The sequence below is a fragment of the Nocardia sp. NPDC058480 genome, from assembly GCF_042720495.1.
Taxonomy (GTDB): domain Bacteria; phylum Actinomycetota; class Actinomycetes; order Mycobacteriales; family Mycobacteriaceae; genus Nocardia.
On sequence record NZ_JBHXMN010000011.1, the window covers coordinates 78,178 to 91,612 of the forward strand.

The 13,435-nt window shown below is 65.5% G+C and carries 11 protein-coding genes; 6 read left to right on the forward strand and 5 right to left on the reverse strand.

Features of this window, described 5'->3' with window-relative positions; all coding sequences use genetic code 11:
* Positions 1–12: 12 nt before the first annotated feature.
* The 4 genes from ACFWO8_RS23785 to acs form a co-directional block, all read right to left on the reverse strand.
* Positions 13–1,014 carry an alpha/beta fold hydrolase gene (locus ACFWO8_RS23785; protein ID WP_378961797.1) on the reverse strand — a complete coding sequence of 334 codons (1,002 nt, stop codon included), beginning with the start codon at positions 1,012–1,014 and terminating at the stop codon, positions 13–15.
* A gap of 55 nt (positions 1,015–1,069) precedes the next feature.
* On the reverse strand, positions 1,070–1,558 hold the full coding sequence (locus ACFWO8_RS23790; RefSeq protein WP_378961803.1) for a phage holin family protein: 489 nt from the start codon (positions 1,556–1,558) through the stop codon (positions 1,070–1,072).
* Entirely contained in the window at positions 1,555–2,784 is a 1,230-nt protein-coding gene (gene nhaA / locus ACFWO8_RS23795; RefSeq protein WP_378961811.1) for a Na+/H+ antiporter NhaA, read from the reverse strand. Before nhaA ends, ACFWO8_RS23790 begins: the two co-directional genes overlap by 4 nt.
* A gap of 147 nt (positions 2,785–2,931) precedes the next feature.
* Positions 2,932–4,890: an acetate--CoA ligase gene (acs, locus tag ACFWO8_RS23800; protein WP_378961820.1), complete on the reverse strand. Its 1,959-nt coding sequence runs from the start codon at positions 4,888–4,890 to the stop codon at positions 2,932–2,934.
* Positions 4,891–5,277: 387 nt separating this feature from the next.
* Between acs and ACFWO8_RS23805 the strand changes: the two genes are divergently transcribed.
* The 6 genes from ACFWO8_RS23805 (at position 5,278) to ACFWO8_RS23830 (ending at position 12,032) form a co-directional block, all read left to right on the forward strand.
* Positions 5,278–6,876 (forward strand): ABC transporter substrate-binding protein, encoded by a 1,599-nt coding sequence (locus ACFWO8_RS23805; RefSeq protein WP_378961830.1) that lies wholly within the window; start codon positions 5,278–5,280, stop codon positions 6,874–6,876.
* Positions 6,877–6,938: 62 nt separating this feature from the next.
* Positions 6,939–7,865 carry an ABC transporter permease gene (locus tag ACFWO8_RS23810; protein ID WP_378961841.1) on the forward strand — a complete coding sequence of 309 codons (927 nt, stop codon included), beginning with the start codon at positions 6,939–6,941 and terminating at the stop codon, positions 7,863–7,865.
* Positions 7,858–8,787, forward strand: coding sequence for an ABC transporter permease (locus ACFWO8_RS23815; RefSeq protein WP_378961851.1), 930 nt, complete (start codon positions 7,858–7,860; stop codon positions 8,785–8,787). The genes ACFWO8_RS23810 and ACFWO8_RS23815 overlap by 8 nt, the downstream gene beginning before the upstream one ends.
* The gene (locus ACFWO8_RS23820) at positions 8,784–10,457 is read left to right on the forward strand and encodes a dipeptide ABC transporter ATP-binding protein (protein WP_378961865.1); all 1,674 of its coding nucleotides are present in this window, start codon (positions 8,784–8,786) and stop codon (positions 10,455–10,457) included. Before ACFWO8_RS23815 ends, ACFWO8_RS23820 begins: the two co-directional genes overlap by 4 nt.
* 653 nt (positions 10,458–11,110) lie before the next feature.
* The gene (locus ACFWO8_RS23825; RefSeq protein ID WP_266297608.1) at positions 11,111–11,275 is read left to right on the forward strand and encodes a hypothetical protein; all 165 of its coding nucleotides are present in this window, start codon (positions 11,111–11,113) and stop codon (positions 11,273–11,275) included.
* A gap of 10 nt (positions 11,276–11,285) precedes the next feature.
* Complete coding sequence (locus ACFWO8_RS23830; RefSeq protein ID WP_378961873.1) at positions 11,286–12,032, forward strand: oxidoreductase; 747 nt, start codon at positions 11,286–11,288, stop codon at positions 12,030–12,032.
* A gap of 434 nt (positions 12,033–12,466) precedes the next feature.
* On the opposite strand, the gene ACFWO8_RS23835 is transcribed toward ACFWO8_RS23830, so the two are convergent.
* Positions 12,467–13,261 (reverse strand): HAD-IB family hydrolase, encoded by a 795-nt coding sequence (locus ACFWO8_RS23835; RefSeq protein WP_378962749.1) that lies wholly within the window; start codon positions 13,259–13,261, stop codon positions 12,467–12,469.
* Between the last annotated feature and the right edge of the window lie 174 nt (positions 13,262–13,435).

Consider the following 13,435-nt stretch of genomic DNA (forward strand, 5'->3'; position numbering starts at 1 on the left):
CAGAATCTCGGTTCAGGGTGAGACCAGGTCGTCGTGGGGTGACCCGTTGACCCCGTTCTGCTCGCGCCAATGCGTGGTCAGCACCTCGTTGACCTTGGCCGGTTTCTCCTGGTGCGCGTAATGCCCGGCATCCGGAATCGACACCAGCGTCCGATTGGGTGACAACGACTCCCCGCGACGGAACGTGGCGTCGAGCAGATACCGATCGTGCTCGCCGCGCAGCATCAACACCGGGATGTCGATCGGCGTGCGCATCGTGGCCATGAACCGCTTACCGTCGGGCCGCCACTGACTGCGAAACGCCCAGCGCTGATATTCCAGCGCACTGTGCGCGGCCCCCGGGATCCGGATGGCGTGGCGCATCCGCGACGCGGTCTCGACAAATTCCGCGCTGCGCGACCAGGATGCACCGACCCGATCGTGCAGCAGCCGCTCGACCTCGGCTCCACCACGCCGGGTGAGCAGGTTTTCGGGATAGCGCGGCAGCTGATACCGCAGGAAGTCGGGCAGCCAGGTCGCACGCTGCGCCGGATCGCGCAGGACAGCGCTCTTGAGCGCGGCGGGATGCGGCGAGCTGACCAGCGCGATCGAGCGGACCAGTCGCGGATGCAGCACCGCGGTGGCCCAGCACACCAGTCCGCCTTCGGCGTGTCCGACGAGCGTGGCCTCGGTGTGTCCGAGCGCTCTGATCAGTCCGGCGATGTCACCGGCGAGGGTCCACCCGTCGTAACCGCGCGGTGGTTTGTCGGTATCGCCGTAGCCGCGCAGGTCGACGGCGACGGTGCGATACCCGTGGTCGGAAAGCGCGGTCAGCTGATGACGCCACGACCACCAGAAATCGGCGAAACCATGCAGCAGCAGCACCAGCGGCGCCTCGGCGCGGTCCGTACCGTCGGCTTCGGCGACAACTGCTTCGACGACATGGAAGCGGATTCCGTTGGCGTGCACGTCCCGGTGGGTCCACGGTCCGTCGAAACGGACGCTGGAGGGATCCGGGAATGAGTTGGACGACACGCCGATCGAGCCTAGTGGGCGGGTCCGGCTGTTGCGACCGGGCCCGCCCGGTGCGTCATCGGTTACTCGACTTCTCCAGCGAAGGAGTCGCCTCACGATGGGTGAACGCGGCAGGCAGTACCTCGGCGGACTGCTTGAGCGAGCCGATCGTCTTCTCCGGCGCGCGCACCTTCCGGACCTTGAGCCACCCGAACAATGCCAGCAGGACTGTGGTGAGCACCATCAGCAGGAACACGATCAGGAACGCGGCCCAGCGCCACAGCCACATGTCGAGCAGCTCGGCGACGAAGAAGAAAAAGAAGAACGAGCTGAACAGCAGTACCACCAGCGCGAGGATGAAGAAGACGCTGCCGGTGAGCCCCTTCTTGATCTCGCCGGTGACCTCGGCCTTGGCCAGCGCCACCTCGGCGCGCACCAGTGTCGACATCTGCTCGGTGGCATCGCGCACGAGGCTGCCGATGCTCGCCGATCCGGGCGGATTGGCGTCGGTCAACGGGATCGAAGTGACCGTCCGACCGTCATGTCCGCCTTGGGTGTAACTCACTTCGTCGACCCTTCTCCCTGTGGTAACTGGTCTGCATCGCGGCGCGCCTGGTGCACACGTCCTCGGCGCAACAGTAGCGCCGATCCGATCAGCGATGCTGCCATCGAGGTCACCAGAACGGCGGCCTTGGCAAGATCGATGGCATCGGTGCCGACGTCGGCGAGCGCGAGTTCCGCCACCAGAAGGCTAACGGTGAACCCGATCGCGCCGAGTACCGACAGGGCGAACATGTCGCGATACTCCAGTCCGGCAGGCCGTTTCACCCAGCCGAGCCGGATCGCGACCCAGCTCACCCCGAAGATCCCGATCGTTTTGCCGAGCAGGAGCCCGAGGATGATCGCCAGCGCGAGCCGGTCGGTGAACAGCGATCCGAACACCGCTCCGTTGAGCGGCACACCGGAGGCGAACAGTGCGAACAGCGGCACACAGAACCCGGCCGAGATCGGCTGCACCACATGCTCGAGGTGCGTCGCGGGCGCCGTCTTCTCGCCGGGATCCTTGCGCACTCTGGTGAGCAGCCCGAGCGCGACACCGGCCAGCGTCGGATGGATGCCCGCCTCGTGCAGCGCGTACCAGCACACCAGCGCGACCGGAATATAGAACAGCGGCGTGTGCAACCGCAGTTTCTGGGCGAGCGCCCACGCGCCGCAGCAGGCGATGGCCGCGGCCAGCCACAGCAGCGACAGCGAGGCGGTGAACAGCACCGCGATGAGAACGATGGCGAGCAGATCGTCCACCACGGCCAGGCTCAGCAGGAACACCCGGGCGCTGGTGGGGATCCGCGAACCGGTCATCGCGAGGATCGCGAGCGCGAAGGCGATATCGGTGGCGACGGGAATGGCCCAGCCTCGGTCCATGCCGGGCACGCCGTGGCCGATCACCAGCGCGATCACGGCCGGGGTGATCACGCCGCCCACCGCGGCGATGATCGGCAGCGCGGCCCGTTTCGGGTCGGCCAGCTCGCCGACGGCGAACTCGCGTTTGAGCTCGAGCCCGGCGACGAAGAAGAAGATCGCGAGCAATCCGTCCTTGGCCCAGTCGGCCAGGGTGAGGTCCAGGTGCAGCGCGGAGATACTGAGGCGGGTGTCGATTATCGTCTGATAGCTCGCGCCCCACGGCGAGTTCACCCAGATCAGGGCCACCGCGGCGGCCACGAGGAGCAGCGCACCGCCGACGGTCTCGGTGCGGAGATAACGGGTGAGCTCGGAGCGGACGCGTGTGATCAAGGGCAAGCCTTCCGGCAGGGGTCGACTGAGCTGCGGGCGCTCATCGGCTCGATGCACGACCGCATGCCGACCAGACTTCCCGGCACACCTCTACGCGATCTTAACGGACCCGGCCGGTGACTCCGGAGGTCACCGGCCGGGTGCGCGTCAGTTGCTCCCGGTGCGAATTGCCTCGAAAACGCCAGGATCGACCAGCGTCGAGGTATCGCCGAGCTCGCGTCCCTCGGCGACATCGCGCAGCAGCCTGCGCATGATCTTGCCGCTGCGCGTCTTGGGCAGCTCGGGCACGATGTGGATCTCGCGCGGTCGCGCGATCGGGCTGATCTCCTTGGACACCTGCGCCTTCAGCTCGGCGACGAGCTCCGGCCCCGCCGACCCCGCGGCCTCACCGGTGAGGATGGTGAACGCGACGATCCCCTGCCCGGTGGTCGCGTCGGTAGCGCCGACCACGGCGGCCTCGGCGACGGCAGGGTGCCCGACCAGCGCGGACTCGACCTCGGCGGTGGAGATGCGATGCCCGGAGACGTTCATGACGTCGTCGACCCGGCCCAGCACCCACAGGTCACCGTCGGCGTCGAGTTTGGCGCCGTCGCCCGCGAAGTACCACCCCTGCTCGGCGTAGCGCTCCCAGTAGGTGGACCGGTAGCGATCCATATCGCCCCAGATGCCACGCAGCATCGACGGCCACGGCTTGTCGAGCACGAGGTATCCGTTGGCCTCGGTCTCGCCGAGCTGTACCGGCTTGCCCTCTTCGTCGACGACGGTCGCGGAGATTCCGGGCAATGGGCCCATCGCGGCGCCCGGCTTGGTCGCGGTGACGCCGGGCAGCGGGGAGATCATGATGGCGCCGGTCTCGGTCTGCCACCAGGTGTCGACGATCGGAGTCGTGTTCGCGCCGAACACGTCCCGGTACCAGCGCCATGCTTCGGGGTTGATCGGTTCGCCGACGGAGCCGAGCAGTCGCAGGGTGCTCAGATCGTGTGCGTCGGGGATCTCACGGCCCCATTTCATGAACGTGCGGATCAATGTGGGCGCGGTGTAGTAGATGGTGACACCGTATTTTTCGATGATCTGGAAGTGTCGGTGTTCGTCGGGGGAGTTGGGGGTGCCTTCGTAGACGACTTGGGTGGCGCGGTTGGCGAGTGGTCCGTAGACGATGTAGCTGTGGCCGGTGACCCAGCCGATGTCGGCGGTGCACCAGTAGACGTCTTGTCCGGCTTTGTGGTCGAAGACGTTGTGGTGGGTGTAGGCGGTCTGGGTGAGGTATCCGCCGGTGGTGTGGAGGATGCCCTTGGGTTTTCCGGTGGTGCCGGAGGTGTAGAGGATGAACAGCGGATGCTCGGCGGGGAAGGCTTGCGCCTCGTGTGAAGGCGAAGCGGCAGCGACGGTTTCGTGCCACCACAGATCGCGCCCGTCGGTCCACGGCACCTCCGTGCCGACCCGGCGCACCACGAGCACGTGCTCCACCGACGACGGCACGTCACCCTTGGCCGCCAGTGCCTCGTCGACCGCCTCCTTGAGCGGTGCCGGCTTACCGCGCCGCCACTGACCGTCGGTGGTGATGATCAACCGGGCCTCGGCGTCGTCGACCCGCTGCCTCAGCGCGCTCGGGGAGAATCCCGCGAACACCACCGAGTGGGTGAGTCCCAGCCGCGCGCACGCCAGCATGGCCACGATCGCCTCGGGCACCATCGGCATGTAGATGGCGACGCGATCGCCTGCCGACAGCCCGAGCTCGGTCAGGTAGTTCGCCGCCCGCGAGACTTCTTCCAGGAGTTCGCGGTAGGTGATCTCGCGCGAGTCGCCGGGTTCGCCTTCCCAGTGGATAGCGACCTGGTCGCCGTGCCCGTCGATGACGTGGCGGTCGACGCAGTTGTAGGAGACATTGAGCTCGCCGTCGCCGAACCAGCGCGCGACCGGGGCGTCGGCCCAGTCGAGCACCTCGGTGAAGGGTTTGTGCCAGTGCAGCCGGTTGGCCTGTTCGGCCCAGAAGCCGTCGCGGTCGGTCTCGCCACGGTCGTAGAGCGCGGCGTCCGCGTTGGCGGCGGCGGCGAATTCCGCACTCGGCGGATACGAGTCCTGGTGTCCTGCAGCAGTTTCGGTCACGTCGATTCAGCCTCACATGCCTGGTGCGGTCGGGTCGGTCGCCGGGGTGCGGCCCGGCTGTCTAGACAGTAGCCAACAGACCCGCGCGGGAGTGTCCCGTTATCGCGACGATGTTTCGCGGCGGTCAATAGGGCTAGTTCATCCGATGACTTCGCGGACAGACCGGCCGGTCGCGAGCTATCGTTTTTACTCAACGGTTCAGCTGATGGTTCCCGATATTTGTTCATATTTTTCTGCCGAGGGCGAGGGGCTCGGCAATTTTTCCTGCGTTTCCAGCGAGTAACCGTACTGATACATGTGAACTGAAAATGGCTCGGATCGCTGAAAAATCGAGCCGGAGCCGCTAACCTCCGACCGTTAGCCACGGAATTGAACCGGGAGAGAGCGTTGAGATTCATCAGAGCGACCGCGCTGGTCGCGGCGGGACTGGCGGCCACAAGCCTCAGTCTCACCGCGTGCTCGTCCGACGACAGTGCTGATTCGAGCATCGTCACCACCAATGCGGGCGAGCCGCAGAATCCATTGGTGCCCAGCAATACCAACGAGAACATGGGCGGCCGCGTTGTCGACCGTTTGTTCGCCGGGCTGAAGTACTACGACGCCAACGGCGTCGCCCACGACGAGATGGCCGAGAAGATCGAGACGACCGATCGTAAGTCGTACAAGATCACCATCAAGCCGAACTGGAAGTTCACCGATGGCACCACGGTGACCGCGAAATCCTTTGTCGACGCGTGGAACTACGGCGCTCTCGCCGACAACGCGCAGCTGCAGAGTTACGTGTACAACCCCATCGCCGGGTTCGACGAGGTAAGCGCGGAAAAGCCGACCGCCAAGACAATGTCGGGCTTGAAGGTCGTCGACGACCGTACTTTCACCGTCGATCTGAAGTCGCCCTCGATCGACTTCGAGAGCGCGCTCGGTTACTCGCCGTTCTATCCGCTGCCCGAGGCCGCTTTCAAGGATATGAAGGCTTTCGGTGAGAAGCCGATCGGCAACGGTCCCTACGCTTTCGGTTCGTGGGAACACAACGTCAAGATCGATTTGACGCCCAACCCGGACTACCCCGGTGGCCGCCCGGCCAAGAACAAGGGCCTCCGATTCGTGATGTACCAGTCCTACGACACCGCGTACGCGGATCTGCAGGCGGGAAACCTCGACACCCTCGATACCATTCCCGACAGCGCCATTACCACCTACCAGAGCGACCTCGGCGACCGTGCGATCACCAAGCCGACCGCGCAGAACCAGCACATCGGCATCCAGACCACCGTGCCGCATTTCGGTGGCGAGGAAGGCGTCTTGCGTCGCAAGGCCATCTCGATGGCGATCAACCGCCCGCAGATCATCGACAAGATCTTCAACGGCACGCGCACGCCGTCGCGCGACTTCACCGCGGCGACCCTGCCTGGCTACGACGCGAACCTGCCGGGTTCGGAAGTGTTCGATTACAACCCCGACCAGGCCAAGAAACTGTGGGCGCAGGCCGACGCCATCTCGCCGTGGTCGGGTCAGTACCAGATCACCTACAACAGCGACGGCGGCCACCAGGCCTGGATCGAGGCCGTGGCCAACAGCGTGAAGAACACCCTGGGTATCGACGCGGTCGCCAACCCGATGCCGACGTTCAAGAACATCCGTGACGCGGTGAACGCCAAGACCATCGGCACGGCGTTCCGCTACGGCTGGCAGGGTGACTACCCGACGATGATGCAGTTCCTGAGTTCGCAGTACTACAGCTTCTCCGAGACCAACAATGTCAACTACAACAATCCCGAGGTCGACCGCCTGTTCAACGCCGCCCTCGCCGCCCCGACGCAGGCGGATTCCTACAAGCTGATCGCACAAGCGCAGGCGATCATGCTCGAGGACATGGCCGACATCCCGGTGTTCGACTATGTCGCCAACGCGGGTCGCTCGGACAAGGTCACCAAGGCCGAGCTCACCTGGAATGGTCTGTTCGACTTCGAGAACATCGAGAAGTAGAACTCGACGATGGGGCCGAGTCACTGTGTGTGGCTCGGCCCCCGTCGTTTTCGGAGGAAATGATGGCTTGGTACGTACTTCGGCGTCTGCTCCAGATGATCCCGGTATTCCTGGGCGCGACGCTGCTCATCTATGCGATGGTCTTTCTGATTCCGGGTGACCCGATCAAGGCGTTGGCAGGCGAGAAACAGCTGACGCCTGCCGCCGAGGCGGTACTGCGCGCTCGATATCACCTCGATCAGCCTTTCATCATGCAGTATCTGCATTACTTGAAAGGGATTCTCACCCTGGACTTCGGCACCTCGTTCTCGGGCCGACCGGTGCGCGAAGAACTCGAACGCGCCTTTCCGATCACCATCAAACTCGCTTTTCTCGCGGTGCTGATCGAAGGCTTCTTCGGCATCGTGTTCGGATTGATCGCCGGGTTGCGCAAAGGCAAGCTTTTCGATTCGTCGATGCTCATCGCGAGTCTGGTGATCATCGCGCTGCCGGTGTTCGTCGTGGGTTATCTCGCGCAGTTCCTGCTCGGTGTGAAGTGGGGGATCGCCCCGGTCACCGTCACGGGTAAGGCGAGCCTGAGCGAGTTGATCGTGCCCGCGTTCGTACTCGGATCGCTGTCGTTCGCCTATGTGCTGCGGCTGACCCGGAACTCGGTGGCGGAGAACAAATCCGCTGATTTCGTCCGTACGGCGACGGCGAAGGGACTCGGGCGCCGTCGCGTGGTGACCGTGCACATTCTGCGGAACTCGATGATCCCGGTTGTCACCTTTCTCGGAGCCGATTTCGGCGCGCTGATGGCGGGCGCGATCGTCACCGAGGGCATCTTCAATATTCCCGGCGTCGGCGGCACCATGTACCAGGCGATCATCCGCGGCGAGCCGCCGACCGTGGTGTCGTTCGTAACGGTGTTGGTGGTGTTGTTCCTGCTCGTCAACCTCGTGATCGACCTGCTCTATGCCGCTCTGGACCCGAGGATCCGTTATGCATGACAAGCAACAGCATTTCGTGGCCCCCGCCGACGAGGTGGAGGTGCTCGCCACCGACCGTGTCCTGGACAACGGCACCCCGACCAGCATCTGGGGCGACGCGTGGCGGCGACTGCGCCGAAACCCGGTGTTTCTGGTCTCGGTGGTGTTGATCGTGTTCGTCATGCTCGTGGTGGTCTGGCCTTCGCTGTTCACCGACCAGGATCCGCGATTGTGCCTCGGCGAGTTCGGCATGGACGGCCCGCGTGAGGGTCATCCATTCGGATTCGACAAGCAGGGCTGTGATGTCTTCGCGCGCACCATCTACGGCGCCCGGGCGTCGGTGACCGTCGGCATCGGCTCAGCCGCGCTGTTCCTGCTGGTAGGCGGCATCCTCGGCGCGATCGCCGGCTTCTACGGTGGCCTGCTCGACACGGTCGTCTCGCGTGTCGCCGAGATCTTCTTCGCCATCCCGATGGTGCTGGCCGCGATCGTGCTGCTGCAGCTGCTGCGGCCCGCGGGGATCATGACGGTCATCACGATCCTGGTCGCCTTCACCTGGCCGCAGGCCGCGCGCATCACGCGTGGCGCGGTGATCGAGGCCAAGAACAGCGAATATGTCACCGCTGCCAAGGCATTGGGTGTGTCGCGTCTCGGCACGCTGATGAAGCACGTGCTGCCCAACTCGGCGAGTCCGCTGATCGTGGTCGCCACGATCTGGCTCGGCGTCTTCATCGTCACCGAGGCGACGCTGTCCTACCTCGGCGTCGGCCTACCGCCGAGCATCGTGTCCTGGGGCGCCGATATCGACCGCGCCAAGACCGAGATCCGTACCTCGCCGATCCTTTTCTACCCGGCGACCGCGCTGGCCATCACGGTGCTGAGCTTCATCATGCTCGGTGACGCGGTGCGCGACGCGCTCGATCCGAAGGAGCGCACCCGATGAAGCCCCTGCTCGAAATCCGGGACCTGGACGTCAGTTTCACCTCCGACGGCAAGCAGATTCCTGCCGTGCGCGGGGTGAACCTCACCGTCTATCCCGGTCAGACCGTCGCCATCGTCGGCGAATCCGGCTCGGGCAAGTCGACGACCGCGCACGCGATCATCGACCTGCTGCCCGGCACCGGCAAGGTGACCGGCGGTTCGATCCTGTTCGACGGCAAGGACCTGACGACGGCGTCGGAGAAGGAGATCGTCGCGATTCGCGGCAACGGCATCGGCCTGGTCCCGCAGGATCCGATGTCGAACCTGAACCCGGTGTGGAAGATCGGCTTCCAGATCCGGGAAACGCTGGTGGCCAACGGGATAGCCACCGGCAGCGCGGCTCGCGAACGCTCGGTGGAACTGCTGACAGAGGCGGGCATGTCCGATGCCGAACGGCGGGTGAACCAGTACCCGCACGAGTTCTCCGGCGGTATGCGTCAGCGCGCGCTCATCGCGATCGGTCTGTCGTGCAGGCCGAAACTGCTGATCGCCGACGAGCCGACCTCGGCACTCGATGTCACCGTGCAGCGCCAGATCCTCGGTCATCTCGAACAGCTCACCACCGAGCTGGGGACCGCGGTGCTGCTGATCACCCACGACCTCGGCCTCGCCGCGGAACGGGCTGAGCACCTGGTGGTGATGTATCGCGGCAAGGTGGTGGAATCCGGTCCCGCGCTACAGATTCTGCGCGATCCGCAGCACGCGTATACCAAGAAGCTGGTGAACTCCGCGCCGTCGTTGGCGGCCTCGCGGATGTCGTCGTCGCGGCAACGCGCCGAGGTGCGTGCGCAGGCTGTGGAAGTAGCTGTCGCCGAGAAGGCATCCGACGCGCTACCCGACACAGTCCTCGATGTGCGAAACCTGTCCAAGGCGTTCAAGATTCGCGGCAAGCGTCCATGGCAGTCGGCGGATTTCGTGGCCGTCGACGACGTGAGTTTCACGGTCTGCCGCGGCACCACCACTGCGATCGTCGGGGAGTCGGGATCGGGCAAGTCGACCATCGCACAGATGGTGCTCGGCCTGCTCGAACCGACTTCGGGCACAGTGGCTTTCGACGGCAAGGACGTGGCGAAGCTGGGCGGCAAGGGCGCGTTCGCATTCCGGCGCCGAGTGCAGCCGATCTTCCAGAATCCCTACGGTTCGCTCGATCCGATGTACTCGATCTTCCGCACGATCGAGGAACCGCTGCGGGTACACAAGATCGGTACCGCCACCGAGCGCGCAGCGGTGGTGCGCGACCTGCTCGACAAGGTGTCGCTGCCGTCGTCGGTGCTGCGGCGCTATCCCAACGAGTTGTCGGGCGGGCAACGTCAGCGGGTGGCGATCGCCCGCGCGCTGGCGCTCTCGCCGGAAATGGTGGTCTGCGATGAGGCGGTCTCGGCTCTGGATGTGCTGGTCCAGGCTCAGATCCTTACCTTGCTCAATGATCTCCAGGCGGAGCTGGGGCTGACTTATCTGTTCATCACCCACGACTTGGCTGTTGTTCGGCAGATCGCGGACAACGTGTTGGTTATGCGTGAGGGCAAGGTGGTCGAGGCGGCCACGACTGATGAGGTGTTCGCCGCGCCGCGTGAGGAGTACACGCGGACGTTGCTCGAGGCGATTCCTGGTCGGGAGCTGCTCACGGGGTAGGGGTTTGGTAGTCCCAGAGGGTTTGAGGCTGTGTTTATTGGCGCGCTGGCGCGCGCGTGTCCGCGGCCCTGAGGGGCCGCCGGTTAGCGCTCGAGACTAGAGCCTTCGGCTCAGCGCTTTCGAGCGCTAACCGGCGACCCGGCCGCGGACCGGCCACTTCGTGGCCGTCCCTCCCCAGGGGTCGGGAGTGCGGTGGTTGGGTTGGGTGGGTTGTGGAAGACGGGGACGGGCTGGTGTGAGCGGTGTGGTTGGGAGTGCGGGGGTTGTGTTGGGTGGGGTGTTGAAGGAGGGGTGGGGTGGTGTGAACGATGTGGTTGGGAGTGCGGGGGTTGTGTTGGGTGGGGTGTTGAAGGACGGGAGCGGGGTGGTGTGAACGGCGTGGTTGGGAGTGCGGGGGTGGGGTTGGTGGTTGTGGAGGACGGGGGCGGGGTGGTGTGAACTGTGTGGTTGGGGGTGCGGTGGTGGGGTTGGTGGGTTGTGGAAGATGAGGCGGGCTGGTGTGAACCGTGTGGGTGGGAGCGCGGGGGTTGGGGTGTTGAAGGACGGGTTGGTCTTGGGTAGTCGGCTCTCGAAACTCTTCGAGAGCTCGATACGTCGGCGTACCGTGGGTTCGTCCGGGTGGTGCGGTGTGGATCACAGGGTTGGAGACGCCGGTGGATCGAATCGATGCTGAACGGCTGGCTGAGCGGGAAGCGCGGCGGCGTCGGGCGGTGACCCCGGCGGCGAAGCGGCTCGCGGAGGTGCCGTGGCCGGATCGCAGCTGGCCGACGGTGCGCGGGTTGTATGTGACCGTGGGGGCCGCACTGTACGAGCGGTAACCTCCATGCCGTGACTGATCCGCTGCAGCCCCTGGTCGACCTGCCCGGCGTGCGCGAGGCCGCCGACAAGGCGCGCGACGCGCTCGCGGCCGTGCATCGGCACAAGTCGAACCGGCGCGGTTGGGCGACCACCGCCGCCGAAGCCGCCGTCCGTGCGGCCCGTTCCTCGGCGGCCATCGAAGGCGCGAGTACCGATCTGCCCGCCGATGGCCGGGTCAGCGATCCGGTGCTGGCCGGCGCGTTGCGGGTGGGCCAGGCGCTCGACGGCGACGCGCTCACCAATCTCATCGGCACCTGGCGGCGCGCACCCCTGCAGGCGCTGGCCCGGCTGCACCTGCTCGCCGCCGCCGACCTGGTGACCGACGATCAGGAACTCGGTCGTCCGCGCTCGACTCCGGGCGTCGCCGAGCGGCTCGATCTGCTCGCGCAAACCATCCAGACCAGCAAGGCACCCGCCCCGGTGATCGCGGCGATCGTGCACGGCGAGCTGCTGACGCTGCGTCCGTTCGGCACCGGCGACGGGGTCGTCGCGCGCGCTGCTTCGCGTCTGGTCGCGGTGGCCAGTGGGCTCGATCCGCACAGCCTCGGCGTGCCCGAAGTGTTCTGGTTGCGCCGCCGTCAGGCCTACCTCGACGCGGCGGCCGGATTCGGCATGGGCACGGCCGAAGGTGTCGGCGGCTGGGTGCTGTTCTGCGCGGGCGCGCTGGAAGACGGTGCTCGCGAGGCGAACTCGATCGCTGACGCGGCGGCCGGCTGAGCTTCATCGAAGGCGTCCCCACACATCGAAACGGGCGGCGTTGTCGATTGCTCGACCTCACCGCCCGCTAGCACGGAACACCCGGTTACCAAGCGTGCAGGGTGGGTTGTGTTCGGTGGCCTCGGCGATCATCCCAACCCCGCCGGTTCATCCCCGCAACCTGTGCGAGGCGTTCGCCGACGTGAGCTCGAATTTCGCAGGCCCACAACTCTTTCGGCCTTGTCGCGGCGCGCTCCGCGTGGGTGCCTGGTGTCCGTGCTGGGAAGGGTGGGATGGGAGGCGAAACCTTCTCTTCCGGGTCCGTCTTGGCCTTCCGTCCTTCCGTGCCTCCATTCTTACACTGTGATGGCACTCACATCAAGGGTTTCGGAGGCATTACCGAATCCTATCGAATTCGGCGTGTCGCTCGGAGATTCGTGCTGGAGCGTCGCAGGTCAGCGTCGTTTACGCAGCAGCCGATAGCTGATCGCGCCCGCGATGATCGCGCTGAGTCCGACGGCTGCCGTCGCGGCGACGGTGGTGGTCGACGGTGTCTGGAATCGCGACCACAGCGACACCGGATTGGAGAATGTGAGCACCGGCCAGCCGCGGCTCGCCGCCTCCTTGCGCAGCGCGCGGTCGGGGTTTACCGCGGTCGGATGGCCGACAGCGCTCAGCATCGGCACATCGGTCACGGAGTCGGAGTAGGCGTAGCACCGTGACAGGTCGTAGCCCTGCTCGGCGGCGAGCTTCTCGATGGCGGCGACCTTGCCCTCGCCGTAGCAGTAGAACTCGATATCGCCGGTGTACTTGCCGTCCTCGACCACCATCCGGGTCGCCTCGGTGTGCGAGGCGCCGAGCACCTCCGCGATCGGGCTGACGATCTCCTCGCCGGAGGCCGAGACGATCACCACATCGTGTCCGCGGATCGTGTGATCGGCGATCAGATCGGCGGCCTCGGCGTAGATCAACGGGTCGACGAGATCGTGAAGTGTCTCGGCCACAATGGCTTTCACCTGCTCCACATCCCAGCCCGCGCACATGTTGGCCAGGTTTGCCCGCATCCGTTCCATCTGGTCGTGATCGGCACCGGAAAGCAGGAACAAAAAGTGTGCGTAGCTGCTCTCCAACACGGCTCTGCGGTTGAGCAGACCTTGCGCGTAGAACGGTTTGCTGAAGACGAACGCGCTCGACTTCGCGATCACTGTTTTGTCGAGATCGAAGAACGCGGCGACCCGCCTGCCCGGCACCGGGGCTCCGCCCGATTTGCCGAGTCTTGTGTCCGTAGGCGAGGTCTGGTCGCGTTCTGGCGTCACGTCAACAGAATAGGCACGACCAGCGCGCACCGCAGGATCGACTGTCCGCACCGTGGAAAAGGGTTTGCCCCGGGGACGCCGGACGGCGCGAATCGCCGAAGAATGTCG